Genomic DNA, 24706 nt, shown 5'->3' on the forward strand with positions numbered 1-24706 from the left:
GCACATTTTTTGCACCCCACCTTGTATCCAAGACCGGAGAACCCCATGACCAGCCCCATCAATCGCCGCGAGTCCCTCAAATCCCTGGCCGCGCTCGGCGCTGCCGGCACCCTTGGAGGCTGGAGCGCCCTTGCTGGCGCACAGGCCAAGCCGCTGACCGTCGGCGTGATCTACGTCGGCGCGCGCGACGACTATGGCTACAACCAGGCGCACGCCATGGCGGCGGCCGAGGTCAAGAAGCTGCCCGGAGTGAAGGTGGTGGAGGAAGAGAACGTGCCCGAGACCGCCGCCGTGCAGAAGACCATGGTCGGCATGATCTCGCAGGACGGCGCCAAGCTGCTCTTCCCCACGTCGTTCGGCTACTTCGATCCGCACATCCTTGCGGTTGCGCCCAAGAACCCCGACGTGCGCTTCTCGCACTGCGGCGGCCTCTGGACAGAGGGCAAGCACCCGAAGAACGCCGGCAGCTTCTTCGGCTACATCGACGAGTGCCAGTTCCTGAACGGCGTGATTGCCGCGCACATGACCAAGAGCAACAAGATAGCCTTCGTTGCCGCCAAGCCCATTCCGCAGGTGCTGCGCAACATCAATGCCTTCACGCTCGGCGCGCGCTCGGTCAAGCCGAACATCACCTGCAGCGTGATCTTCACCGGCGACTGGTCCATGGCCGTGAAGGAGGCCGAGGCCACCAACAGCCTGGCCGATCAGGGCTGCGACGTGTTCACCATGCACGTCGACGGCCCCAAGGTGGTGGTGGAGACGGCGGCCAAGCGCGGCAAGATGGTTTGCGGTTACCACGCAAGTCAGGCCAAGCTGGCGCCCAATGCGTACCTCACCGGTGCCGAGTGGAACTGGCTCACCGCCTACAAGGCGGCCATCGAGGCGGCGCAAGCCGGCAAGCCGCACCCCAACTTCTTGCGCGGTGGCCTGAAGGAAGGCTACGTGAAGATGTCCGCCTACGGCCCCATGGTGCCCGACGCTGCAAAGAAGCAGGCCGACGACATCAAGGCCAAGATGATTGCCGGCACCTTCGACATCTTCAAGGACGGCATCAAGGACAACAAGGGCGCCGTCGTCGTGCCGGCCGGCAAGGTGCTGAAGCAGACCGACCTGGAACTGGAAAAGATGAACTACCTGGTCGAAGGCGTCATCGGTTCGGCCTGACACCGGCTCTTCATCACCATGCGCCACGCGCTCAAGGAATTCGCCCTGCCGGTGTTCGCCATCGCGGCGGCGCTGCTGCTGTTCGGCGTGCTGGTGGCCTTTGCCGGTGTCGATCCGGTGGAGGTCTGGGCGACGCTGTTCAAGGGCGCGTTCGGCGACTGGTTCTCGTGGCAGAACACCTTGCAGCGCGCCGCGCCGCTGATGCTGACCGCACTGTGCGTGGCGCTGCCGGCGCGGGCGGGGCTCATCGTCATCGGTGGGGAGGGCGCGCTGGTGCTGGGCGGCCTGGCGTCGGCGGCGCTTGCCCATGCGTTGCCGCTGCCTGGCAACATCGCGGGCACGGCCGTGGTGTGCATTGCGGGCGCGCTTGCCGGGGCGCTGTGGATCGCCCTTGCAGGCTGGCTGCGCCAGTACCGCGGCATCAACGAAACCATCAGCAGCCTTCTGCTGGCCTACATCGCCATCGGCATCTTCAAGCACCTGGTCGAGGGGCCGCTGCGCGACCCGGCCAGCCTCAACAAGCCGTCGACGCATGCGCTGAACGAAGGGCTGCTGATCGGCGGCATCGGTGGCTCCGACGTGCACTGGGGCTTCGTGATTGGCGTGGTCGCATGCCTCGGGCTTGCGTGGTGGCTGCGCGCCACCGCTTCGGGTTTTTCGGTGCGCGTGGTGGGCGGCAATCCGCGCACGGCGCAACTCGTGGGGCTGCCGGCCACGCGGCTCATCCTGGGCGCCTGCGCGCTCGGCGGTGCCTGCGCCGGGCTCGCGGGCGCGGTCGAGGTCGCAGCGGTTCACACCAATGCCAATGCCTCCTTGATCGCGGGCTATGGCTACGCGGGCATCCTGGTGTCGTTCATCGCGCGGCACAACCCCGCGGCCATCGTGCCGGTGGCAATTCTGTTCGGCGGCTTCGGCGCGGCGGGCAGCCTGCTGCAGCGGCGGCTCGGCTTGCCCGATGCGTCGGTGCTGGTGCTGCAGGGCATTGCGTTCGTGCTCATTCTTGCGAGCGAGGGCCTGCGCATGATCGACTGGAGCGCGCTGCGCACACGCGTGCTCCGTGCTTCGGGGAGCCCGGCATGAGCGCCGCGCCAGGTCGCCCCAAGCAAGCTCGCTCCCGCCCGGCGGGAAGGCGCGCAGCGCCGGGGGTGCACCAATGAGCGCGGATCAATGGATCGCGCTCGTCGCAGGCATCGTCGGCGGTGCGCTGCGTGTGGGGGCACCGTTTCTCTTCGTGAGCCTGGGCGAATGCCTCACCGAAAAATCGGGCCGCATCAACCTCGGGCTCGAAGGCGTGCTGGTGCTCTCGGCCATGGCGGCCTTCGGCGGCGCCTACCTCACCGATTCGGCCTGGCTCGGCGTGCTGATCGGCGCGGTGGCGGGCGCGGCGCTCGCGCTGCTGCACGGCCTGCTGTGTTCGCTCGACCGGGTGAACGACGTGGCCACCGGCATCGCATTGATGCTGCTCGGCACGGGGCTCGCGTTCTACCTGGGCAAGCCGCTTATCCAGCCGCAGGCGCCGCAGATCCCCGCCATACCGCTGGGCTTCTGGAGCGACAACACGGTGGTGCGCTCGGCGCTGCAGCTCAACGCGCTGGTGCCCATCGGCGTGGCGTTGGCGGTGCTGCTGTGGTGGGGCTTTGCGCGCACGCGCGCCGGCCTCTTGGTCCGCATGGCCGGTGATTCGGCGCAAGCGACGCGCGCGCTCGGCTATTCGGTCTCGGGCCTGCGCATTGCAGCGACCACAGCGGGCGGCTTCATCGCCGGGCTCGGCGGCGCTTCGCTCACGCTGTTCTATCCGGGCAGCTGGAACGAAGGCATCTCCAGCGGCCAAGGCCTCATTGCGGTGGCCCTGGTGATCTTCGCGCGATGGAGTCCGCTGCGCTGCGTGGGCGCTGCGTTTCTCTTCGGCGGCGCGGGTGCAATCGGGCCCGCGCTGCAGTCCATCGGCATCGGCTGGGGCTACCACCTGTTCAACACCGTGCCTTACGTGCTCACGCTGGTGATCCTGGTGCTGACCTGCAAGCCGGGCACGGCAGCGGCCGGAAGTCCCGGCGAACTTTCATCGACAAGGAACTGAACGCCATGACAACGACAACTGGCCGCCGCGTTGAGGCCGAGCCCTATGCCTGGCCCTACAACGGCGCACTGCGGCCCGACAACACCGCGCTCATCGTGATCGACATGCAGACCGACTTCTGCGGCAAGGGCGGCTACGTCGACGTGATGGGTTACGACCTCTCGCTGGTGCAGGCGCCGATCCAGCCCATAGCGCGCACCCTCGCGGCGATGCGGCCGCTGGGCTTTCACATCATTCACACGCGCGAAGGCCACCGGCCCGACCTGGCGGACCTGCCCGCCAACAAGCGCTGGCGCTCACGCCAGATTGGCGCGAACGGCGTGGGCATTGGCGACGACGGGCCGTGCGGGCGCATCCTGGTGCGCGGCGAGCCGGGCTGGGAGATCATTCCCGAACTGGCGCCGCTGCCGGGCGAGGTGGTGATCGACAAGCCCGGCAAGGGCTCGTTCTACGCGACGGACCTCGACCTGATCTTGCGCACGCGGGGCATCGAGAACCTGATTCTTGCGGGCATCACCACCGACGTGTGCGTGCACACCACCATGCGCGACGCCAACGACCGCGGCTTCGAATGCCTGCTGCTGTCCGACTGCACGGCCGCCACCGACCATGGCAACCACCTGGCGGCGCTGAAGATGATCACCATGCAGGGCGGCGTGTTCGGTGCGCACGCCACCTCGCAGCAGCTGCTGGCCACGCTCGGGTGATGCACGCATGAGCGCCGCGCCCCACGCAATCGGCGCCCTGCCGGGCGGCAGCGGCGCACTCGCGCTCGACACCTACGAGCTGACCAAGCGCTTCGGCACCTTCACCGCGATGGACCGCGTGACGATGCGCGTGGAGCCCGGCACGGTGCATGCGCTGCTTGGCGAGAACGGCGCCGGCAAGAGCACGCTGGTGAAGTGCGTGGCCGGCTTCCAGCGGGCGGAGGAGGGCAGCATCCTCATCGACGGGCGCGAGCAGGACATTGCCAACCCCATCGTGGCGCGCGCGCTGGGCATCGGCATGGTCTACCAGCACTTCACGCTGGCGCCGGGCATGACGGTGGCGGAGAACCTGCTGCTCGCGGGCGGCAAGACGCCGGCACTGATCGACTGGAAAACCAAGCGTGCGGAGCTGAAGGAATTTCTCGCGACCACGCCCTTCAGCCTCGACCTCGATGTGCGGCCATCGGAGCTCGCGGCGGGCGAAAAGCAGAAGCTCGAACTGCTGAAGCAGCTCTACCTGAAGCCGCGCCTGCTGATCCTCGACGAACCGACCTCGGTGCTCACGCCACAGGAGGCCGACGAGGTGCTCGGCCACGTGCGCGAATTCGCGCGAAGCGGTTTGTGCACCGTGCTCATCATCACGCACAAGTTCCGCGAAGTGATGGCCTATGCCGACAGTGTGACGGTGCTGCGCCGCGGCAAGGCGGTGCACCACTGCCGCGTGGCGGACACGAGCCCTGCGCAATTGGCACAGGCCATGATGGGCGGCCAGGCTGCGATGTCGTCTGCGCCGGCGGCATCGCCTGCTGCCAGAAAGACCGTGCCCGAGGCTGCGCCCGTCGCATTGAGGGTCGAAGGCCTCAAGGCGCAGGGTGACCGCGGGACGCTGGCGCTGCACGATCTGAGCCTTTCCGTGCGCGCGGGGGAAATCCTCGGCGTGGCGGGCGTCTCGGGCAACGGGCAGCGCGAGCTGGTCGAGGCCCTGGTCGGGCAGCGCCCGCGGCTGGCCGGCCGCGTGACGGTCATGGGCCAGCCCTACAGCGCACGCCGGGGCGAGAACCGCAGCCTCAAGGTGCGCAGCCTGCCCGAGGAGCCGCTGCGCAACGCCTGCGTGGGCGACCTCAGCGTGGCGGAGAACATGGCACTGCGCGATTTCGACCGGCCGCCTTTGTCGCGCGGCGGCGTGTTGAACTTTCCCTTCTGGCGCAATCGGGCGCGCGATTGGATTGCCGAATACGGCGTCAAAACGCAAGGCGAGGGTGCGCCGATTCGCAGCCTCTCCGGGGGCAACGTGCAGCGCGCGGTGCTGGCGCGCGAACTCGCGGGCGACATCAATGTGCTGATCGCGGCCAATCCCGTGTTCGGCCTCGACTTCGCTGCGGTTGCCGAGATCCACGAACGCATCGTGCAGGTGCGCGAGAAGGGCGGGGCGGTGCTGCTCATCAGCGAAGACCTCGACGAACTGCTGGAGCTGGCCGACCGCATCGTCGTGATGAGCGAGGGTCAGATCGTGTTCGAGACTTCAGCGGCGGGCGCCGAACGGCATGTGATCGGGGCACACATGGGTGGCGGGCACCATGAACCTTTGAAGGCTGTGGCATGAGTGCCCTGCTTTCCGTGGGGAGGCCGCCCGGTGTGCGGTGCGGCACGGTCGACCCCACTATGCCGGCCGCTTCGCGGCTTCCCTGCGGTGCTCGCGTTTCGCGGGGTCTCGCAGAACTCGCTTCGCTCAAACAGCTGCGAGCCCTGATCCGCGAAACGCTGCGCTCCTCGGCGGCACAGAGGGGCCGCCCGCCCCGCACCACACACCGGGCTTCGAGGTGGAGTGTTTGCCCCCGGTGCGTCCGAGGCGATGGGCGGTGTGTCCCTGGTCGGCCGTTGAGGCGCCGCCGAGCAGCGCAGCGACAGGCGGATCAGGGCTCGCCCTTGTTTGAGCGAAGCGAGTTTGGGCGAGACCCCGCCTGTCGTGAGCAGCGCAGGGCAGCCCGAAGGGCCGGTGACGTCGGCCGGCCAGGGGCATGCCGCCCATCGCCGCACCCCATGCATCAAGACACCCGAGACACAACATGCGCATAGAAGAAGCAGCTCCCGCCCATCGCCGCACCCCATGCATCAAGACACCCGAGACACAACATGCGCATAGAAGAAGCAGCTCCTTTCCCCTACGAGTTCGGGATCGAGAAGACCGCGCTGGTCCTCATCGACATGCAGCGCGACTTCATCGAACCCGGCGGCTTCGGCGAAACGCTGGGCAACGATGTGACCCTGCTCGAAGCCATCGTTCCTGCAACAAGAACAGCCTTGCTGGCTTGGCGAGAAGCCGGGGGCCTCGTGGTGCACACGCGGGAGGCGCACAAGCCCGACCTCTCCGATTGCCCGCCCGCCAAACGCGACCGCGGCAACCCGGCATTGCGCATCGGCGACGAAGGTCCGATGGGGCGCATCCTTGTGGCGGGCGAACCGGGCAACCAGATCATCGATGCGCTGGCTCCGATCGAAGGCGAAATCGTCATCGACAAGCCCGGCAAGGGCGCGTTCTACGCTACCGGCCTGCATGAACTGCTGCAAGCGCGCGGCATTACGTACCTGCTGTTCGGCGGTGTGACCACCGAAGTGTGCGTGCAGACCAGCATGCGCGAAGCCAACGACCGCGGCTACGACTGCCTTCTGCTCGAAGATTGCACCGAGAGCTACTTTCCGGCTTTCAAGGCGGCCACACTCGACATGGTCCGCGCCCAGGGCGGCATCGTCGGCTGGACCGCGCCGAGCACGGCGCTGCTGGCTGCGCTTCGCGGTGGGCAATGACAGCGACTAATATTCCCCACGTGTCTACTGTTCGTTCCCGCCCCGCCTCGCCCGTATCAGCCGCTCCCGCCGCCGGCGAAACCGTTTTTCGCACGCGCGCCGACGAGGTGTACGCGCAGCTCAAGCGCGACGTGGCCGATTTCATCCTCGTGCCGGGTGACCGCTTTACCGAGAACGAGATCAGTGAACGGCTCGGTGTCTCGCGCACGCCCGTGCGGCAGGCGCTTTTTCGCCTTCAGCAAGAGGGCTTTGTCGAGGTGCTGTTCCGCAGCGGCTGGCGCGTGCTGCCTTTCGACTTCGACCAGTTCGAGCAGCTCTACGATCTGCGCATGGTGCTCGAGACCACGGCCGTGCATCGCCTTTGCGAAGCCGACCGCCGCGTGGACCGCAGCCTGCTCGATACGCTGGCCGACATCTGGCTCGTGCCCGCGGCCCAGCGCAGCAGCGACACCGCCCAGGTGGCGCAATGGGACGAAGCCTTTCATTGCTCGCTGGTGGCTGCCGCGGGCAACGCCGAGATGGCGCGTGTTCACGGCGACGTGACCGACCGCATCCGCATCATCCGCCGCCTCGACTTCACGCAGCAGCCGCGCATCGACGCCACGTATGACGAGCACGCCAAGATCCTAAAAGCCGTTCGCGCCAACCGCGGCGACCAGGCCGCAATGCTGCTGCGCGCGCACATCGAGACCAGCCAGGCCGAGGTGCGCAAGATCACGCTGCACCAGGTGCACTTGGCGCGGCATGCGGGCAAGACAGCGCCGCGCTGAAGGGGGCAGGCGGGCTACAGCGTGAAGTCGTAGTCCACCGTGATCGGCGCGTGGTCGCTGAACTTGATGGTCTTGTAGATCTGCTCGTTGCGCGCCAATGCGCCGAGCGCTGGCGTCGCCAGGTGGTAGTCGAGCCGCCAACCCACGTTGTTGGCGTAGGCCTGGCCGCGGTTGCTCCACCAGGTGTAGGCCTCGGCGGTGGTGTCGGGCTTGAGCATGCGGTACACGTCCACCAGGCCCGCGCCGTCGGTGCCGGCGTCGAGCAGGCGGGTCATCCAGGCGCGTTCTTCGGGCAGGAAGCCGCTGTTCTTCTGGTTGCCGCGCCAATTCTTGAGGTCGATCTCCTTGTGGGCGATGTTGATGTCGCCGCAGAGGATGAACTCGCGCTCTTTCTTGAGCGCAACCAGGTGCGGGAAGAAGCCCTTCAGGAAGCGGAACTTGGCCTCCTGCCGTTCCTCGCCCGAGCTGCCGCTCGGAAAGTAGCAGCTGATGATCGAGAGCTTGCGCTTGGGAGTGTCGAAGCGCAGTTCGAGATACCGGCCTTCGGCGTCGAATTCGGTGTCGCCCCAGCCTACGACCACGGCGCTTGGCGCATGCTTCGTGTAGATGGCGGTGCCGGCGTAGCCTTTTTTCTCGGCAAAGTGGAAATGGCCCTTCAGGCCGGCCATTTCTTCGAACCGGCCTTCGATGTCGCTGGCCTGCACCCGGATCTCCTGCATGCAAATACAATCCGGCGCAAGTTCGGCCACCCAGTCCGCCACCCCTTTCGTGGCGGCCGAACGCAGGCCATTGAGATTGAGGCTGGTCAGTTTGAACACAAGGAAATTCCGATGGCTGTAGATGGTGTGGAAAGCAGTGCGGTGGCGCAGGATTTCGTCAAGTTCGCGCTCGACTCCGGCGTACTGCGCTTCGGCGAGTTCAAGACCAAGGCCGGCCGCCTGAGCCCCTACTTCTTCAATTCGGGCCTTTTCGACGACGGCGCCAAGATCGCGCGTCTCGCCGGATTCTATGCAGACCGGCTGATCGAGAGCGGCGTCGAGTTCGACATGATCTTCGGCCCCGCCTACAAGGGCATTCCGCTGGGCGCCACGGTGGCGGCCGAACTGGCCCGCCGCGGTCGCAACTACCCCTTTGCCTACAACCGCAAGGAAGCCAAGGCCCACGGCGAGGGCGGCAACCTGGTGGGGGCGCCGCTCAAGGGGCGCGTGCTCATCGTCGACGACGTGATGTCGGCCGGCACCGCAGTGCGCGAATCGATTGCGGCCATCGAAGCCGCCGGCGCCACGCCGCACGCGGTGTCGATTGCGCTCGACCGGCAGGAGAAAGCCACCGAAAACGGCGTGGACGTGGACCACAGCGCCGTGCAGTACGTGCGCAACCAGCTGGGCCTCCAGGTGGTGGCCATCGCCACGCTGGACGACCTGCTCAATTACCTGTCCGGCAACGCCGCCGCCGACCTGGGCGCGCATCGCGACCGCGTTCTCGCCTACCGCGCCCGCTACGGCGCTCTTTGAGGCCATTCCCATGCCCGTGCGCAAGCTCGACCAATCGGCCCGCCCTCTCGCCACACCGGTGCTGCCGCTGCTGCTGCCACTGATGGCGGCGCTGTTGCCCATGGCGGCGCCCGCGCAGCCCGCGCCGGCACCGGCCGCCATCTATTCGTGCACCGACGCCCGTGGCCGCACGCTCACGGCCGACCGGCCGATTGCCGAATGCAGCGATCGCGAGCAGCGCGAGCTGAGCCCGAGCGGCACCACGCGCCGCAAGATCGAGCCGACGTACACCGCGCGCGAACTGGCCGAGCGTGAAGACCGTGCCCGCGAGGCGGCATTGCAGGCCGCGCGCCTGATCGATGAACGCCGGCGCGAGCGCGCGTTGCTGGTGCGCTACCCGAACGTGACCGTGCACGAGCGCGAGCGCAAGGAGGCGCTGGTGCAGATCGACGCGGTGATCCAGGCCGCGCAGAAGCGCCTGGCCGAACTCGCCGAAGACCGCAAGAAGATCGACGAGGAGCTTGAGTTCTACAAGCACGACATCAGCAAGGCGCCGGGCGCGGTGCGCCGCAAGCTCGAAGACAACGCGCAGAGCGTGGCGGTGCAGAACCGCTTCATCGGCGAGCAGGAAGACGAGAAGAAGCGCGTGAACGCGCGCTTCGACGAAGAGCGCGCGCGGCTCAAGCAGATCTGGTCCCCCCAGAACGGCGGCGGCAAGTAGCTCGCCGCCGGCAGGCGGCGGTCAGGCCAGCTTGGCCTTGAGCAGTTCGGTGACCTGGGCGGGGTTCGCCTTGCCGCCGCTCGCCTTCATTACCTGGCCCACGAGGCCGTTCAGGGCCTTTTCCTTGCCGGCGCGGTACTCGTCGACGTTCTTCTGGTTCTTGGCAATGACCTCGTCCAGGATCTTGTCGAGCGCGCCGGTGTCGTTCATCGGCTTCAGGTCCTTGGCTTCGATGATGGCGTCGACATCGCTGCCGTCGCCAGTCCAGAGCGCATCGAACACCTGGCGCGCCGCGTTGTTGGGCAGCGTGCCGTCGGCAATGCGCTGCACCAGCTGGGCGAGCTGCTGCGCCGAAACCGGTGCGGCTTCGATGCCGATTTCCTGCGCGTTCAGGCGGCGTGCCATCTCGCCGGTGATCCAGTTGCTTGCGAGCTTGGGGGTTGCGCCCGCCTTCACTGCGTCGTCGAAGTAGCGTGCGAGCGCCGGGCTCTGCGTGAGCTGCGCCGCGTCGTATTCGGACATGCCGTGGTCGCGCACGTAGCGCTCGGCCATGGCGCGCGGCAGCTCGGGCATGGTGGCGCGCACCCGCTCGATCCAGTCGCCCGCAATGACCAGCGGCGGCAGGTCCGGATCGGGAAAGTAGCGGTAGTCGGCCGAGTCTTCCTTGGCGCGCATCGCACGCGTCTCGCCCGTGTCGGGGTTGAACAGCACGGTCGCCTGTTCGATCTTGCGGCCGTCCTCGATCTCCTCGATCTGCCAGCGGATCTCGTAGTCGATGGCCTGCTGCATGAACTTGAAGCTGTTCAGGTTCTTGATCTCGCGCCGCGTGCCGAGCTTTTCGCCGGGCCTGCGCACCGACACGTTGGCGTCGCAGCGGAAGCTGCCTTCCTGCATGTTGCCGTCGCAGATGCCGATCCACGTGACGATCTTGTGCAGCTCGCGCGCATAGGCCACGGCCTCGGCGGTGGAGCGCATGTCGGGCTCGGTCACGATCTCGAGCAGCGGCGTGCCGGCGCGGTTCAGGTCGATGCCGCTCTGGCCGATGAAGTCTTCGTGCAGCGACTTGCCCGCGTCTTCCTCGAGGTGGGCGCGCACCAGGCGCACCGTCTTCTTTTCTTCGCCCAGGAAGAACGACACCGAACCGCCTTGCACCACCGGAATCTCGAACTGGCTGATCTGGTAGCCCTTGGGCAGGTCGGGGTAGAAGTAGTTCTTGCGCGCAAACACGCTGCGCGGCGCAATGTGCGAGCCGAGCGCCAGGCCCAGCTTGATGGCGCGTTCGACGGCGCCCTTGTTCATCACGGGCAGCGTGCCGGGCAGCGCCAGGTCGACCGCGCAGGCCTGCGTGTTGGGCTCGGCGCCAAAGGCGGTGGAGGCGCGGCTGAAGATCTTGCTCGCGGTCGACAGCTGGGCATGCGTCTCGAAGCCGATGATGACTTCATAGCCGCGCACCAGCGGGCCGGTCGGGCGGCCTTGTTGTTGTGCTTCGAAGGTGTTCACGGTCTCGCTCATTTCAGAAGCCCTCCGGCGTGCGCATGTGCCAGTCGGTGGCTTGTTGGAAACGATGGGCTGCGCCGAGCAGCTTCGCTTCGCCGAAGTAGTTGCCGATCAGTTGCAGGCCCACGGGCATCGGCTTGCCGATGCCCTGCTTCGAGCCTTGCATGCCGCTGTCATCGAAGCCTGCGGGCACGCTCATGCCGGGCAGGCCGGCCAGCGAGGCGGGCAGCGTGAAGATGTCGGCCAGGTAGTCGGCCACCGGGTCGTCGCCGTGTTCGCCAATTTTCCAGGCGGTGGTCGGCGCGGCGGGGCCGGCAATCACGTCGCACTGCTTGAAGGCCTGCTGGAAGTCGTCGGCGATCATGCGGCGCACCTTTTGCGCCTGCAGGTAGTAGGCGTCGTAGTAGCCGTGCGAGAGCACGTAGGTGCCGATCATGATGCGGCGCTTGACCTCGTCGCCGAAGCCTTCGGCGCGCGTGCGCTCGTACATGTCGCCCAGGTCCTTGTACTGCTTGGCGCGGTGGCCGAACTTCACGCCGTCGAAGCGGCTCAGATTGCTCGACGCCTCGGCCGCGGCCAGGATGTAGTACACGGGAATCGACAGTTCGGTGCGCGGCAGGCTCACTTCGACGCGCTTGGCGCCGAGCTTTTCGTACTGCGCCAGCGCTGCATCGACGGCGGCGCGCACGCCCGGCGCCACGCCTTCGCCGAAGAACTCCTTCGGTATGCCGATGCGCAGACCCTCGAGCGAGTCGTTCAGCGAGCGGCTGAAGTCTTCGGCGGGCTTGTCGAGCGAGGTCGAGTCGCGGTCCAGGTCGGGGCCGCAGAAGGCCGACAGCAGCAGCGCGCAGTCTTCGGCCGAGCGGGCCATGGGGCCGGCCTGGTCGAGGCTCGATGCGAACGCCACCATGCCGTAGCGCGAGGCGCGGCCGTAGGTCGGCTTGATGCCGGTAATGCCGCAGAACGAGGCCGGCTGGCGGATCGAGCCGCCGGTGTCGGTGCCGGTGGCCGCGGGGGCCAGGCGGGCCGCCACGGCCGCCGCACTGGCGCCCGACGAGCCGCCCGGAATGCGCTCACGGTTCCAGGGGTTTTGCACCGGCACGGCCTTGTCGTGGCCCACGGCGGGCACGGCCACGTTCTCGTTGGCCGATCCCATCGCAAATTCGTCGCAGCTCAGCTTGCCGAGCGTGACCGCGCCGGCTTCGGCCAGGCGGCGAACCACGGTGGCATCGAAGGGCGAGCGGTAGCCGGCGAGCATCTTCGAGCCCGCGGTGGTGGCGAAATCGGTGGTAACGAAGATGTCCTTGTGCGCAATGGGCACGCCGGCCAGTGCCGGGGCATTGCCGGTGGCGAGCTGCGCGTCGGCCGCGCGGGCCTGGACCAGCGTGACCTCCTCGTTCACGTCCACGAAGGTGCCGAGCGATTCGTGGGTCTTCATGCGGCCCAGGAAAACCTGGGAGGCCTCGACCGCCGAAACCTTGCGGTCGGCCAGGGCCTTGGCCAGCTCGACCACGCCCATTTGATGCAATTCGCCGCTCATTCGATCACCTTGGGCACGAGGAAAAGGCCGGCTTCGACGGCCGGGGCGCTCTTCTGGTTGGCTTCGCGGTTGTCGGTTTCGCTCACCACGTCTTCGCGCAAGCGCAGCGTGATGTCCTCGATGGCTGCCACCGGGTGGGCCAGCGGCTCGACGCCTGCGGTGTCGACCGAACGCATACGTTCGACTAAATCAAAAAAGCCGTTAATCTGGCTGAGCATGCGCTCGCTTTCGTCGGAAGCAAGCTGCAGCCTCGCCAGCGAGGCGATGCGTGCAATATCTGAAGCGGAAAGTGACATGGGTCGAAATGGCTGGAAAACCGGAAGTATTCGCACGCCGGAGAGGGTGCTGACACGGGATTCAGAGGGGGATTCAGGTATTATCCCGCCTTTGCCGCAACCCCCGCGAACGCGCCGGCTTTTGCGCCAAAAACGATCAATTCACCCCGTCAAACGACCAAAAAACAGAGAGCGACGACTTGCCGACGCGCAGGCGTGCTCCAGAGGATTCCGCACATGTTTGGAGCTTTCCGTCGGTACTTTTCCACCGACCTCGCGATCGACCTCGGCACCGCCAACACCCTGATCTTTGCCCGCAACAAGGGCATCGTGCTGGACGAACCCTCGGTCGTCGCCATCCGCCATGAAGGCGGCCCCCACGGCAAGAAGGTGATCCAGGCCGTCGGCCGCGAAGCCAAGGCCATGCTGGGCAAGGTGCCCGGCAACATCGAGGCAATCCGCCCGATGAAGGACGGCGTGATTGCCGACTTCGTGATCACCGAGCAGATGATCAAGCAGTTCATCAAGATGGTGCACCCGCGCACGCTGCTCACGCCGAGCCCGCGCATCATCATCTGCGTGCCCTGCGGTTCCACCCAGGTCGAGCGCCGCGCCATCAAGGACGCGGCCGAAGCCGCCGGCGCCACGTCGGTGTACCTCATCGAAGAACCCATGGCCGCAGCCATCGGCGCGGGCCTGCCGGTCAGCGAGGCTTCGGGCTCCATGGTGGTGGACATCGGCGGCGGCACCACCGAAGTGGGCGTCATCAGCCTGGGCGGCATGGTCTACAAGGGCTCCGTGCGCGTGGGCGGCGACCGCTTCGACGAAGCCATCATCAACTACATCCGCCGCAACTACGGCATGCTGATCGGCGAGCCGACGGCCGAAGTCATCAAGAAGAACATCGGCTCGGCCTTCCCCGGCTCCGAAGTCAAGGAAATGGAAGTCAAGGGCCGCAACCTTTCCGAAGGCGTGCCGCGCAGCTTCACCATCAGCAGCAACGAAGTGCTGGAAGCCCTGACCGACCCCCTCAACAACATCGTCTCGGCCGTGAAGAACGCGCTGGAGCAAACGCCGCCCGAGCTGGGCGCCGACATTGCAGAGCGCGGCATGATGCTGACCGGCGGCGGCGCACTGCTGCGCGACCTCGACCGCCTGCTGGCCGAGGAAACCGGCCTGCCGGTGCTGGTGGCCGAAGACCCGCTGACCTGCGTGGTGCGCGGCTGCGGCATTGCCCTCGAGCGCATGGATCGCTTGGGAAGCATCTTCACGAGCGAGTGAATGCACCACTGCCATCATCGGCCGGCCCTGCTTGTGCAGGCCGGCCTTTTTGCCATCTGACGTTGCACAGCCAGGCCTGAACCATGCCCTTGGGCACGCTCGATCGCACAGCCCCGCCCCTGTTCAACCAGGGGCAGTCGGCCCTGAGCAAGTTGATTTTCTTCGGTGCGCTGGCGCTCTTCCTGATGGTGGCCGATGCGCGCTTTCACCTCGTGCAGCCCATACGCGCGGCGGTCGGCGCGGTTCTGTATCCGGTGCAATGGCTGGCGCTCAAGCCGGTGCAGTTGGTGATGGGCGGCAGCCGCTACTTCGAAGACCTGCAAAAGGCCCAGCGCAACGAAGAAGAAGCCCGCAAGGCCCTCATGCTGCAGGCCGAACGTGCAAGCCAGGCCGACACGCTCGCGCAGGACAACGCGCGCCTGCGCGCATTGCTCGAACTGCGGCAGACCACGCAAGCGCCTGGCCGCGCGGCCGAGGTGCTCTACGACGCCGCCGACCCGTACACGCGCAAGATCGTCATCGACCAGGGCCTCACGCATGGCGTGGCAGCCGGTTCGCCGGTGATCGATGCCAACGGGGTGCTCGGCCAGGTGACGCAGGTGCAGCCCTTCACGAGCGAGGTCACGCTGGTCATCGACCGCGATCTTTCCATTCCGGTGCAGAACACCCGCACCGGCGTGCGCAGCGTCGCCTTCGGCGATGCATCGGCGCACGGCTCCGGACTCGAGCTGCGCTTCATGGCCGCCAATGCCGACCTGCAAGAGGGCGACCTGCTTTCCACCAGCGGCGTCGACGGCGTCTATCCGCCGGGCCTGCCGGTTGCGAAGATCGAGCGCATCGAGCGCCGCGCCGATTCGGCCTTCGCGCGCATCTACTGCGTGCCGCTTGCCCGCGTGACTGCCGCGCGCTACGTGCTGGTGCTGTCGCCCACCGGAGCGCCCGCGGCACCGCCAGCGCCGGCCGCCCCTGCGCGCGGCAAGAAGCCCGAGCCCAAGCCGGCGGCAAAAGCAGACAAGGCCGACAAGAAAGCCGCGGAGCGCGCCCGATGATCAAACGCCCCGGCCAACAGCAGCTGCTGCTGCCCGTCAGCCCGCTCTTCATGTGGTCGAGCCTGGTGGTGGCGCTGCTCATCAACATGATCCCGATCGGCCGCGCCGCGTGGATGCCCGACCTGCTCGCGCTGGCCATCGTGTTCTGGGGTGTGCACCAGCCCATGCGCGTGGGCATTGGCGCGGCGTTCGTCTTCGGCCTGTGCATGGATGTGCACCAGGCGTCGATGCTGGGCCAGCATGCGCTGTCCTACACCACGCTGGGCTTCTTCGCGATCACCATCCATCGGCGCCTGCTTTGGTACCCCGTAGCGTCGCAGGCGCTGCAGGTGCTGCCGCTCTTTGCGCTCTCGCAGCTCATCGAAGTCGCCACGCGGATGATCGGCGGCGGCATTTTTCCGGGCTGGTGGGTGTTGGCTTCGCCGGCCATTGAAGCCTTGCTGTGGCCGCTGGCAACGGCGCTGCTGCTGGCGCCCCAGCGCCGCACCCCGGAACCCGACGAGAACCGTCCCCTCTAGCCTATTGCAGTCCGCGCACTTGCCCACGCATTTGCCAACCCGCCTGCACGCGCCTAAGCTCACGCCGCCATGACCGAAATCCGCAATGTTGCCGCCGACCTCGCGCGCTTCAAGCGCCGCGTGATCGTGATCGGCATGGCGGTGCTCTTCGCGTTCGGGCTGCTGGGGACGCGGCTGGTCTACCTGCAGGTGGTGCGGCACGAAGACCTGGCCGAGCAGGCCGAGAGCAATCGCACGGCGGTGGTGCCGGTGGTGCCCAACCGCGGTCTCATCCTGGACCGCAACGGCATCGTGCTGGCTTCCAACTATTCAGCCTACACGTTGGAGATCACGCCTTCCAAGGTGGGCGACGTCGAAGAGACCATCGACAGCCTGACGCAGGTGCTCGAGGTTTCGCCGCGCGACCGCCGCCGCTTCAAGCGGCTGCGCGAAGACTCGCGCAGCTTCGACTCCATTCCGATCCGCACGCGCCTGAGCGACGAGGAAGTTGCCCGTTTCGCTGCGCAGCGCTACCGGTTCCCGGGCGTTGAAATCAAGGCGCGGCTGTTCCGCAACTATCCGCATGGCGAGGTCGCATCGCACGTGCTCGGCTACATCGGCCGCATCAACCAGCGCGAGAAGACCGCAATGGAAGACTGGGCCGAGGAAGACCAGGCCAACTACAAGGGCACCGACTACATCGGCAAGCTCGGCATCGAGCAGAGCTACGAAAAAACGCTGCACGGCCAGACCGGCGTCGAGCAGATGGAAACCTCGGCCGGCGGCCGCGCGGTGCGGCGGCTTGCCAGCCATCCGGCCACGCCGGGCAATACCGTGATGCTGTCGCTCGACATCAAGCTGCAGAAGCTGGTCGAAGACATGTTCGGCGACCGCCGCGGCGCGCTGGTGGCCATCGATCCCAAGACCGGCGAGGTGCTGGCCTTCGTGAGCAAGCCGACCTTCGACCCGAACCTTTTCGTCGAGGGCATCGACACCGAAAGCTGGAAAGAGCTGAGCGAGTCGCTCGACAAGCCGCTGCTCAACCGCGCGCTGCGCGGCACCTATCCGCCCGGCTCGACCTACAAGCCCTTCATGGCGCTGGCCGCACTGCAAACCGGCAAGCGCGGTGCCAGCGTGGTGGTGAACGACCCGGGATACTTCAACTTCGGCGGCCACCGCTTCGGCAGCCCCGAAGGCAATATCGGCGGCGTCGACATGCGGCGCTCGATCCAGCTGTCGAGCAACATCTACTACTACTCGCTGGCCAACGAGATGGGCGTGGACCTGATCCACGACTTCATGAAGCCGCTGGGTTTCGGCCAGATCACCGGCATCGACCTGGGCGGCGAGGTGCGCGGCGTGCTGCCCAGCACCGAGTGGAAGCGCAACGCCTACAAGCGGCCCGAGCAGAAGAAGTGGTACGCAGGCGAAACCATTTCGCTGGGCATCGGCCAGGGCTACAACGCCTTCACCATGCTGCAGCTTGCGCAGGCAACGGCCATCGTGGCCGACGGCGGCATGAAGCACAAGCCGCACCTGGCGCTGGCCACGCGCAATACCGTGAGCGGACAGGTTGCGCCGCTGCCCCAGCCGCCGGCGGAGAACCTCGGCTACACCGCCGCCAACGTGGCGGTGATTCGCGAAGGCCTGACCAGCGTGGTCACCAGCGGCACTGCGCGCAGTGTGTTTGCCGGTGCGGGCTACCAGGCGGCCGGCAAGACGGGTACGGCGCAAGCTGTGACGCAGGCGCAAAACACCAAGTACAACGCCCGCGCGCTCGAAGAGCACCAGCGCGATCACGCGTTGTTCATGGCGTTTGCGCCGGTCAGCAACCCGAAGATCGCCCTGGCGGTGATCGTCGAGAACGCCGGCTGGGGGGCCGGGGCCGCGGCACCTATCGCGCGGCGAGTGTTCGACTACGTGTTGATGGACCAGTACCCGAGTGAGGCCGACATGGCCGCCATCAGGATCGGCAAAGCCGGTGCGCCGATCGGCAAGCCGCGTGTGGCGAGTGAAGTGGCTTGGCCGGCGGCCACCGCTGCCGCGCCCGCGCCCTGAATCTTGTTCCCTCTCCCGGAGGGGGAGGGAACAACACGCGGACCTCAGGCGATCACGGTTCCGGCAACTTCACCCAAGCCGATGCGCACCGCGCCTTCGCGTTCGCAGTAGCCGCGGATGACCAGCGTGTCGCCGTCTTCAAGGAAAGTGCGCTTCTCGCCGTTGGGGAGCGTGATCGGCTGTTTGCCACCCAGCGTGAGCTCTATCAGCGAGCCGGCCTCGTCGGGTTTCGGGCCCGAGAGCGTGCCCGAACCCAGCAGGTCGCCGGGCTGCAGGTTGCAGCCGTTCACCGTGTGGTGCGCGACGAGTTGCGCCGCGGTCCAATAGGCGGCCTCGGTGGTGTTGCCCCGCGTGAGCCGCACGGGCGCCTCACCCGCGGCCCGCATCTTCGCGGTCTGCAGCAGCACTTCGAGCGTGATGTCGAGCGCGCCGCTTTCGCGGTTCGACGGCGCATCGAGGTAAGGCAGCGGCTGCGGGTCTCCGGCCGGCCGCTCGAACCTGGCGCGGAACGGCGCCAGCGCTTCCATCGTCACGATCCACGGCGACAGCGTGCTCGCAAAGTTCTTCGAGAGAAAAGGGCCGAGCGGCTGGTATTCCCAGGCCTGCAGGTCGCGCGCCGACCAGTCGTTGAGCAGCGTCACGCCGAACAGATGCTCTTCGGCCTCGCCGATGGCAATCGGCTCGCCGAGCGCATTGCCGCGGCCGATGAAAAAGCCCAGTTCCAGTTCGTAGTCCAGCCGCTTCGACGGGCCGAAGCTGGGCTCTGCCGCATCGGGGGCCTTGGTCTGCCCCTGCGGGCGCTTGAAGACCTGCCCGCTCACGACGATCGACGAGGCTCGGCCGTGATAACCGATGGGCACCCACTTGTAGTTGGGCATCAGCGGCTGGTCGGGGCGGAACAGCTTGCCGATGGTGGTGGCGTGGTGAATGCCGGTGTAGAAGTCGGTGTAGTCGCCGATGCGGCAGGGCACGGTGAGCTCGGCCGCGGCCTGCGGCATCAGCGCCTTCGACCATGCGGCTTGCTTGCCACTGCCCTCTGCAAGGCCCGCCGAAATTGTCGCGCGAAGTGTCTCGCGGTCCTTCACGCTGGCGTTCATCAGCGCGTTCATGTCGTCGGTGTCGACCAGGCCTGCGGCCTTCAGGTCGAGCACCTGGTCGCCGATGGCAACCCCGATGCGAAAAGCCTCGCTGCTGCCCGCCGCGCGAAAGCGGCCGAAGGGCAGGTTCTGGATCGGGAAGTCGCAGCCGGCTTCATTGGCCGAGGCAACCCAGCTGCGCAGCTTCGGGTCGTGGGTGGCGTTCAGTGCGATGGTCATGCAATGTCTTTCTGTGATTTCGGTTCAATCTGCGGTCATGCCGGCCTTCTTGGCCACTTCCCCAAGGCGCTTGTATTCGGCTTCGGTCAGCGTCGTCAGCTCCTGCGCCGTCGAGCCGCGCGGCGAAAAACCGGCCTGCTGCAGCTTGGCCTTCACGTTGGGCATTGCCAGCGCTTCGACGAAGGCTTCGTTCAGCGCCTTCACGATCGGTGCCGGCAGCTTCGCAGGGCCGTACACGCCGAACCACGGATCGAGCGCATAGCCGTTGAGCCCGGCTTCGGCCATCGTCGGCACGTCGGGCAGCGAGGGCGAGCGCACGGGGCCGGCCACGGCCAGCGCGCGCAGCTTGCCGGCCTGGATGTGCGGCAGCGACGCCGGCAAGTTGTCGAACATCACGCCGATGTTGTTGCCCAGCATGTCGGTGATGGCCGGGCCGCTGCCCTTGTAGGCGACGTGCACGAGGTCGGTGCCCGTCATCTGCGCGAACATCACGCCGGCCAGGTTCATCGAGGTGCCGGCGCCCGCGGTGGCGTAGGGCAGGCCGGGGTTCTTCTTCGCGGCTGCGATCAGGTCGGGCACCGACTTGATGGCCGATGCTGCGGGCACTTCGAGCACGATGGTCGAGGTGCCGAGCAGGCTGATCGCCGCGAAGTCCGTGCGCGGATCGAAGGCCATCGATTTGTAGATGTGCGGGTTGAGCGCATTGGTCGAGATGGCGCCGAAGCCGATGGTGTAGCCGTCGGGCGCGGCCTTGGCCACTGCATCCATTCCGATGTTGCCGCCGGCGCCAGCGCGGTTGTCGATCAGCACCGGCTGGCCCAGTTTCTCCGACACCTTCTGGCCCACCGTGCGCGCCACCAGATCGGTGGTGCCGCCGGGGCTGTAGGGCACGATGAACCTGATCGGTTTCGAGGGAAAGTCTGCCGCGTGCGCCAGCAGGAGCGGCGCTGCGAGCAGTGCGACAGCCGCCGCACGGCGGCCAAGGGCGAAAGCGCTCTTCATGTTCATCTTCATGGCTTGAATTGGTCCTTGAGGCCGGCCCAGCAATCGGCGTAGTCCGTGTCCAGCGCAGGGCTCTGCAGCGCGAAGTTCGTCGGAATGAAGCGCAAGCGGCTCTCGAACATGAAGGCCAGCGTGTTGTCGAGCTTGTGCGGCTTCAGATCGGTGTGCGTGGCCTTGTCGAAGGCTTCTTCGTCGGGTCCGTGCGGCACCATGCAGTTGTGCAGGCTCGCGCCGCCGGGCTTGAAGCCGCCCGGCTTGGCGTCGTATTCGCCGAGCACCAGGCCCATGAACTCGCTCATCAGGTTGCGGTGGAACCATGGCGGACGGAAGGTGTTTTCCATCACCATCCAGCGCGGCGGGAAGATCACGAAATCGCAGTTCGCGGTGCCGGGCGTGTCGCTCGGCGAGGTCAGCACGGTGAAGATCGATGGGTCGGGGTGATCGAAGCTGATGGAGCCGATGACCATGAAGTTGGCCGTGTCGTACTTCACCGGCGCCAGGTTGCCGTGCCATGCAACCACGTTGAAGGGAGACTGCTTCGTTGGCGCCTTCCAGAAACGGCCGCCGAATTTCTTCACCAGCTCGTAGGCGCCGCCGTCTTCCTCGAAGGCGGCCACGGGCGCCTGGAAGTCGCGCGCATTGGCAAGGCCGTTGGAGCCGATGGGGCCCAGCTCGGGCAGGCGGAAATGCGCACCGTAGTTCTCGCAGACATAGCCGCGCGATATTCCGTCGGGCAATGCCACCTTGAACACCATGCCGCGAGGCAGCACCGCTGTTTCGCCGGGCTTCACGTCGAGCACGCCGAGCTCGGTGGTAATGACCAGGCGGCCCTGCTGCGGCACAACAAGCATTTCGCCGTCGGCGTTGACGAAGGCACGCTTCTCCATCGAGCGGCCCGCAAGGTACATGAGCGAGCCGATGCCGACCTGCGACTCGGCATCGCCATTGGCCGCAATGGTGTGCATGCCGTCGACAAAGTCCACGTCGGCCGCGCCGTCGAGCGGCATCGGGTGCCAGCGCAGGGGCTCGGGCGGCAGTGCAATCTCGCGGTCGGCGCCCGTGGTCCATTGCGCCTGCGTATAGGGCTGGTAGCGGCCTGACACGACCGAAGGCTGGCGGCGGTAGAGCCAGGTGCGGCGGTTTTCATGGCGCGGCGCGGTAAAGGCTGTGCCCGAAAGCAGCTCGGTGTAAAGGTCGAAGGGCGCGCGCTGCGGGTTGTTGCGGCCCTGGGGCAGGGCGCCGGCAACGGCCTCGGAGGCGTACTCGTTGCCGAAGCCGCTCTGGTAGCGCCGCTCGGCATCGGGTTGGGTGTCGGTGGATGGATTCGTCATGGTTCTCTCTTCCGGAATCGCGATGAAGTTGACACGCGTGTTCAGTTGCTGCTGCTGCGCGCGGCCTCGAAAGCCTCGCGCAGCACGGCCAGCGAGCCGACGTGGTTGGCCAGCACCAGCACGAGCCGCGCGTTGAAGGCATGGCTCTCTTCAGTGGAAAGCCCCTGGTGGGCCTCGATCAGCGCCTCGTAGAAATCGTCAGGCGCTTCGAGGTTGGGCGTGGTGACCAGATGTGGTTGCATGGTGCTGGTCATCCCTTTGCCAATGCGCGGTCGATGGCCGCGCGGATGTTCCCCGCCGTGGGCTGCCTCCAGCGCGCGCACACGTGCTGGTCGGGCCGCAGCAGGTAGACGGTGCCGGGTAGCGCGTCGTAGCGTTGCATGGCGAGTTCGCCTTCGGTGGTAGCGGCCTTCACGCACACGACGTGCAGCGGAAAGTCGGATGCCTTCAACGCCTGCAGGCTGCGCTCGGCCGCTTCGCCGGTGCCGAAAACCAGCGCCGTGAACTGCGCCACGTGGCATTCGCGCAGCAGCCAGCCGCTGCTGCCGTCGGCCCGCACGACCGGTGCATCGGCTGCCGCCGCACCGGGCACCATCGCACCGGCGAAGGCATCGGTGTCGGGCGTGTTGAGCGGCGAATCGCGCAGCACCGCCGGCACCGAGAGCCGCCCGCTGTTGACCAGCGTGCGCGCAAAGGCGTGGCGCTTGGTGAGCTCCAGTACCGCGTCGCGGAACAGGCGGCTCACTTCGCTCTTGGGCGTGATGAAGTCGGTCGCCCGCGTGGAGTTGCGGATGTTTTCGTCGGCCGCGAATTCGCGCTCGCTCGCGTAGCTGTCGAGCAGCGCATCGGGTGCGTCGCCCTGGAGCACGGCCGCGAGCTTCCATGCAAGGTTGTCCGCGTCCTGCACGCCCGAGTTGGCGCCGCGCGCGCCGAAGGGCGACACGCCGTGTGCCGAGTCGCCCGCGAACAGCACACGGCCATGGCGAAAGCGCTCCATGCGTTGGCACGCAAAGGTGTAGACGCTGGCCCAGCCGATGGTGAACTGCACGCCTTCGAAGCCGATGCTGTCGAGCAGTGCGCGCACGCGCGGCGTGATGTTCTCGGGCTTGCGCTCCTCCACCGGGTCGGCGTCCCAGCCAAGCTGGAAGTCGACGCGCCACATGCCGTCGGCCTGCTTGTGCAGAAGCACGCTCTGGCCGGGATGGAACGAAGGGTCGAACCAGAAGCGCCGCTCCGTGGGCAGTTGCGCATCCATCGTGATGTCCGCAATCAGGAAGCGGTCTCGGAAGGTGCGGCCCTTGGCTTCGAGGCCCAGCATCTGGCGCAGGTTGGAGCGCGAGCCGTCGCAGGCGGCAACGTAGCCGGCTTGCAGCTTGTAGTCGCCTTCGGGCGTTTCCACGGTGAGAACGGCGCCGCCGTCGTTCTGCTCGATGCCTGTGACCTTGTTGTTCCAGCGCAGGTCGATCAGCGGGAGTGTCGCGGCGCGTTCGACGAGGTAGCCCTCGACGTAGTACTGCTGCAGATTGATGAAGGCCGGGCGCTCGTGGCCGTGTTCGGGCAGCAGGTCGAAGCTGTAGACCTGCTCGTCGTGGAAGAACACCCTGCCCACGTGCCACGACACGCCCTTGCCGACCATGCGGTCGCCGCAGCCCAGGCGGTCGAACACCTCGAGCGTGCGCTTGGCAAAGCAGATGGCGCGCGAGCCGCTCGAAAGGGTGTTGTCGTTGTCGAGCAGCACCACGGGAATCTCGCGCAGCGCCAGGTCGATGGCGAGCGTGAGGCCGACGGGGCCGGCGCCGACGACGACCACCGGGTGGGGGGCGGGCGTGGCCGCGTCCTGGTCGGCGTGGCGCTTGTAGTCGAAGCGCAGGCTTTGATAGTCGATCACGTTTGTCTCCGTGCCTTGTGTCTTGCTCCTTCCCCCGCTGGGGGAAGGCTGGGATGGGGGCTCGGCAGCGCTCGAAACTGGCGCTCTGCGTGCCCCCACCCCAACCCTCCCCCGGAGGGCGAGGGAGCGATGCGGGGTCAGCCTTCCAGCGCCTTCCACATCTCGATGTCCCGCTCGGCCGTCCACACGCGCGGATCGGCATGGCCCGAGGCTTCGTCGTACGCGCGGCTCACGTCGAACGGCATGCAGTGATCGAAGATCACCCACTGGCTGTACTTGGGCTTGAGCTTGGCGTAGGTGTCCTTGTAGACCGTGTTCAGGTCGCGCCCGGCCTTCACGCCCTCTTGCACGCTCGCATACACGTCGGAGATGAAGTTGCGCGTGCCGGTCAGGCCCTCGGCCACTTCGGCCGGCGTGGTGAGCGCGGCGCCGCGGCCCGGCACCAGTGCCGCGGGCTTCAATGCGGCAATGTTGTCGAGCGTTTGCGGCCAGTCCTGGAAGTAGGCGTCGCCCGCATAGGGCGTAGCGCCAAACTCGACCAGGTCGCCCGACAGCAGCGTGCGTTCCTCGGGCAGCCACACGACCGTGTCGCCCTTGGTGTGGCCGCGGCCCAGCTGGATCAGCTGCACCTCGAGCTTGCCGAGCCACAGCGTCATCTTGCCGGTGAAGGTCATGGTGGGCCACGTCAGCCCCGGGGGCACCGTCTCCACGTTCTGGAACAGGCGCGGAAAGCGGCCGATCTCGCTGGCCTTGTCGGCCTCGCCGCGCTCCACGATCAGGTCGCGCGTGTCCTGGCTGGCCAGGATGTGCTCGGCCCCGTAGCCGGCCGCGCCCAGCACGCGCACCGCGTGATAGTGCGTCAGCACCACGTACTTGATGGGCTTGTCCGTCACCTCGCGGATGCGGCGCACCACGTCGGCCGCCATGGCGGGCGTGGCCTGGGTGTCGGCCACCAGCACGCAGTCGTCGCCAATCACGATGCCGGTGTTGGGGTCGCCCTCGGCCGTGTAGGCCCAGGCGTGCTCCGAGATCTGGCTGAAGGTGATCTTCTTTTCTTCCATGTCGGCCTGGCTGGCGAACTTCTTGGCTTGGCTCATCGTGTGTCTCCGTCGGTTTGGATCGAAAATTTGATTCGTCTAAAGCAAACGAATTTGCGGATAACGAATTTCTGAAGTGTAAGCCCGAGATCAGTTAATGTCTAATCCCTTCTTCATGAACGAACAATCAGACGCCAG

General features: G+C 66.8%; 23 protein-coding genes. 13 read left to right on the forward strand and 10 right to left on the reverse strand.

Translation table 11 applies throughout. From position 1 onward, the window contains the following. The first annotated feature begins 45 nt into the window (after positions 1–45). The 7 genes from QHG62_RS02160 to QHG62_RS02190 all read left to right on the forward strand — a co-directional run bounded on the left by QHG62_RS02160 (position 46) and on the right by QHG62_RS02190 (position 7523). A complete protein-coding gene (locus QHG62_RS02160; protein ID WP_281149193.1) occupies positions 46–1164 on the forward strand; it encodes a BMP family ABC transporter substrate-binding protein in 1119 nt (372 codons plus the stop codon). Positions 1165–1182: 18 nt separating this feature from the next. After that, a complete protein-coding gene (locus tag QHG62_RS02165; protein ID WP_281149194.1) occupies positions 1183–2244 on the forward strand; it encodes an ABC transporter permease in 1062 nt (353 codons plus the stop codon). Between the two features lie 73 nt (positions 2245–2317). Then, positions 2318–3241 carry an ABC transporter permease gene (locus tag QHG62_RS02170; protein WP_281149195.1) on the forward strand — a complete coding sequence of 308 codons (924 nt, stop codon included), beginning with the start codon at positions 2318–2320 and terminating at the stop codon, positions 3239–3241. Between the two features lie 5 nt (positions 3242–3246). Beyond that, on the forward strand, positions 3247–3948 hold the full coding sequence (gene biuH / locus QHG62_RS02175) for a biuret amidohydrolase (protein ID WP_281149196.1): 702 nt from the start codon (positions 3247–3249) through the stop codon (positions 3946–3948). A gap of 7 nt (positions 3949–3955) precedes the next feature. Continuing rightward, complete coding sequence (locus QHG62_RS02180; protein WP_281149197.1) at positions 3956–5551, forward strand: ABC transporter ATP-binding protein; 1596 nt, start codon at positions 3956–3958, stop codon at positions 5549–5551. Positions 5552–6081: 530 nt separating this feature from the next. Beyond that, the gene (locus tag QHG62_RS02185; protein WP_281149198.1) at positions 6082–6753 is read left to right on the forward strand and encodes a cysteine hydrolase family protein; all 672 of its coding nucleotides are present in this window, start codon (positions 6082–6084) and stop codon (positions 6751–6753) included. Continuing rightward, positions 6750–7523, forward strand: a complete 774-nt coding sequence (locus QHG62_RS02190; protein WP_281149199.1) for a GntR family transcriptional regulator — start codon at positions 6750–6752, stop codon at positions 7521–7523. Before QHG62_RS02185 ends, QHG62_RS02190 begins: the two co-directional genes overlap by 4 nt. Positions 7524–7537: 14 nt before the next feature. Here the strand turns inward: QHG62_RS02190 and QHG62_RS02195 are convergent, their stop codons facing one another. Continuing rightward, positions 7538–8341, reverse strand: coding sequence for an exodeoxyribonuclease III (locus QHG62_RS02195; RefSeq protein WP_258503479.1), 804 nt, complete (start codon positions 8339–8341; stop codon positions 7538–7540). Between the two features lie 12 nt (positions 8342–8353). On the opposite strand from QHG62_RS02195, the gene pyrE reads away from it, so the two are divergent. After that, positions 8354–9037, forward strand: a complete 684-nt coding sequence (pyrE, locus tag QHG62_RS02200; RefSeq protein WP_281149200.1) for an orotate phosphoribosyltransferase — start codon at positions 8354–8356, stop codon at positions 9035–9037. A 10-nt stretch (positions 9038–9047) separates the two neighbouring features. Continuing rightward, entirely contained in the window at positions 9048–9737 is a 690-nt protein-coding gene (locus QHG62_RS02205; RefSeq protein ID WP_281149201.1) for a DUF4124 domain-containing protein, read from the forward strand. Positions 9738–9758: 21 nt separating this feature from the next. On the opposite strand, the gene gatB is transcribed toward QHG62_RS02205, so the two are convergent. The 3 genes from gatB to gatC are packed head-to-tail and all read right to left on the reverse strand — an operon-like array spanning position 9759 to position 13070. Then, on the reverse strand, positions 9759–11249 hold the full coding sequence (gene gatB / locus QHG62_RS02210) for an Asp-tRNA(Asn)/Glu-tRNA(Gln) amidotransferase subunit GatB (protein WP_281149202.1): 1491 nt from the start codon (positions 11247–11249) through the stop codon (positions 9759–9761). Between the two features lies 1 nt (position 11250). Then, complete coding sequence (gene gatA, locus QHG62_RS02215; protein WP_281149203.1) at positions 11251–12774, reverse strand: Asp-tRNA(Asn)/Glu-tRNA(Gln) amidotransferase subunit GatA; 1524 nt, start codon at positions 12772–12774, stop codon at positions 11251–11253. Then, complete coding sequence (gene gatC, locus QHG62_RS02220) at positions 12771–13070, reverse strand: Asp-tRNA(Asn)/Glu-tRNA(Gln) amidotransferase subunit GatC (protein ID WP_281149204.1); 300 nt, start codon at positions 13068–13070, stop codon at positions 12771–12773. The genes gatA and gatC overlap by 4 nt, the downstream gene beginning before the upstream one ends. 216 nt (positions 13071–13286) lie before the next feature. Between gatC and QHG62_RS02225 the strand changes: the two genes are divergently transcribed. From QHG62_RS02225 to mrdA, 4 genes are all read left to right on the forward strand, one after another. Then, positions 13287–14330 (forward strand): rod shape-determining protein, encoded by a 1044-nt coding sequence (locus QHG62_RS02225; protein WP_007833435.1) that lies wholly within the window; start codon positions 13287–13289, stop codon positions 14328–14330. An 83-nt stretch (positions 14331–14413) separates the two neighbouring features. After that, positions 14414–15379, forward strand: a complete 966-nt coding sequence (gene mreC / locus QHG62_RS02230; RefSeq protein ID WP_281149205.1) for a rod shape-determining protein MreC — start codon at positions 14414–14416, stop codon at positions 15377–15379. Next, positions 15376–15897 (forward strand): rod shape-determining protein MreD, encoded by a 522-nt coding sequence (gene mreD / locus QHG62_RS02235; RefSeq protein WP_281149206.1) that lies wholly within the window; start codon positions 15376–15378, stop codon positions 15895–15897. Before mreC ends, mreD begins: the two co-directional genes overlap by 4 nt. Positions 15898–15966: 69 nt before the next feature. Further along, positions 15967–17934 carry a penicillin-binding protein 2 gene (mrdA, locus tag QHG62_RS02240; RefSeq protein WP_281149208.1) on the forward strand — a complete coding sequence of 656 codons (1968 nt, stop codon included), beginning with the start codon at positions 15967–15969 and terminating at the stop codon, positions 17932–17934. Between the two features lie 44 nt (positions 17935–17978). Here the strand turns inward: mrdA and fahA are convergent, their stop codons facing one another. From fahA to QHG62_RS02270, 6 genes are all read right to left on the reverse strand, one after another. Further along, complete coding sequence (gene fahA / locus QHG62_RS02245) at positions 17979–19250, reverse strand: fumarylacetoacetase (protein ID WP_281149209.1); 1272 nt, start codon at positions 19248–19250, stop codon at positions 17979–17981. Between the two features lie 24 nt (positions 19251–19274). Beyond that, a complete protein-coding gene (locus tag QHG62_RS02250; RefSeq protein WP_281151469.1) occupies positions 19275–20252 on the reverse strand; it encodes a Bug family tripartite tricarboxylate transporter substrate binding protein in 978 nt (325 codons plus the stop codon). A gap of 8 nt (positions 20253–20260) precedes the next feature. Then, entirely contained in the window at positions 20261–21583 is a 1323-nt protein-coding gene (gene hmgA / locus QHG62_RS02255) for a homogentisate 1,2-dioxygenase (RefSeq protein ID WP_281149210.1), read from the reverse strand. 41 nt (positions 21584–21624) lie between these two features. After that, on the reverse strand, positions 21625–21825 hold the full coding sequence (locus QHG62_RS02260) for a DUF2783 domain-containing protein (protein WP_281149211.1): 201 nt from the start codon (positions 21823–21825) through the stop codon (positions 21625–21627). A gap of 8 nt (positions 21826–21833) precedes the next feature. Further along, on the reverse strand, positions 21834–23471 hold the full coding sequence (locus tag QHG62_RS02265) for an FAD-dependent oxidoreductase (RefSeq protein ID WP_281149212.1): 1638 nt from the start codon (positions 23469–23471) through the stop codon (positions 21834–21836). 137 nt (positions 23472–23608) lie between these two features. Then, a complete protein-coding gene (locus tag QHG62_RS02270) occupies positions 23609–24568 on the reverse strand; it encodes an MBL fold metallo-hydrolase (RefSeq protein WP_176660650.1) in 960 nt (319 codons plus the stop codon). Positions 24569–24706: the final 138 nt, after the last annotated feature.

The sequence above is a fragment of the Variovorax paradoxus genome, from assembly GCF_029919115.1.
In the GTDB taxonomy this organism is placed as follows: Bacteria; Pseudomonadota; Gammaproteobacteria; order Burkholderiales; family Burkholderiaceae_C; genus Variovorax; species Variovorax paradoxus_O.

Coding starts and splice junctions, on each gene's coding strand:
- gatC (WP_281149204.1), bottom strand. CDS start 13,070: ATGTCACTTTCCGCTTCAGATATTGCACGCATCGCCTCGCTGGCGAGG.
- QHG62_RS02270 (WP_176660650.1), bottom strand. CDS start 24,568: ATGAGCCAAGCCAAGAAGTTCGCCAGCCAGGCCGACATGGAAGAAAAG.
- QHG62_RS02260 (WP_281149211.1), bottom strand. CDS start 21,825: ATGCAACCACATCTGGTCACCACGCCCAACCTCGAAGCGCCTGACGAT.
- QHG62_RS02180 (WP_281149197.1), top strand. CDS start 3,956: ATGAGCGCCGCGCCCCACGCAATCGGCGCCCTGCCGGGCGGCAGCGGC.
- QHG62_RS02165 (WP_281149194.1), top strand. CDS start 1,183: ATGCGCCACGCGCTCAAGGAATTCGCCCTGCCGGTGTTCGCCATCGCG.
- QHG62_RS02225 (WP_007833435.1), top strand. CDS start 13,287: ATGTTTGGAGCTTTCCGTCGGTACTTTTCCACCGACCTCGCGATCGAC.
- fahA (WP_281149209.1), bottom strand. CDS start 19,250: ATGACCATCGCACTGAACGCCACCCACGACCCGAAGCTGCGCAGCTGG.
- gatB (WP_281149202.1), bottom strand. CDS start 11,249: ATGAGCGAGACCGTGAACACCTTCGAAGCACAACAACAAGGCCGCCCG.
- QHG62_RS02160 (WP_281149193.1), top strand. CDS start 46: ATGACCAGCCCCATCAATCGCCGCGAGTCCCTCAAATCCCTGGCCGCG.
- biuH (WP_281149196.1), top strand. CDS start 3,247: ATGACAACGACAACTGGCCGCCGCGTTGAGGCCGAGCCCTATGCCTGG.
- mreC (WP_281149205.1), top strand. CDS start 14,414: ATGCCCTTGGGCACGCTCGATCGCACAGCCCCGCCCCTGTTCAACCAG.
- mrdA (WP_281149208.1), top strand. CDS start 15,967: ATGACCGAAATCCGCAATGTTGCCGCCGACCTCGCGCGCTTCAAGCGC.
- hmgA (WP_281149210.1), bottom strand. CDS start 21,583: ATGACGAATCCATCCACCGACACCCAACCCGATGCCGAGCGGCGCTAC.
- QHG62_RS02250 (WP_281151469.1), bottom strand. CDS start 20,252: ATGAAGAGCGCTTTCGCCCTTGGCCGCCGTGCGGCGGCTGTCGCACTG.
- QHG62_RS02190 (WP_281149199.1), top strand. CDS start 6,750: ATGACAGCGACTAATATTCCCCACGTGTCTACTGTTCGTTCCCGCCCC.
- QHG62_RS02170 (WP_281149195.1), top strand. CDS start 2,318: ATGAGCGCGGATCAATGGATCGCGCTCGTCGCAGGCATCGTCGGCGGT.
- QHG62_RS02185 (WP_281149198.1), top strand. CDS start 6,082: ATGCGCATAGAAGAAGCAGCTCCTTTCCCCTACGAGTTCGGGATCGAG.
- mreD (WP_281149206.1), top strand. CDS start 15,376: ATGATCAAACGCCCCGGCCAACAGCAGCTGCTGCTGCCCGTCAGCCCG.
- QHG62_RS02205 (WP_281149201.1), top strand. CDS start 9,048: ATGCCCGTGCGCAAGCTCGACCAATCGGCCCGCCCTCTCGCCACACCG.
- pyrE (WP_281149200.1), top strand. CDS start 8,354: ATGGCTGTAGATGGTGTGGAAAGCAGTGCGGTGGCGCAGGATTTCGTC.
- gatA (WP_281149203.1), bottom strand. CDS start 12,774: ATGAGCGGCGAATTGCATCAAATGGGCGTGGTCGAGCTGGCCAAGGCC.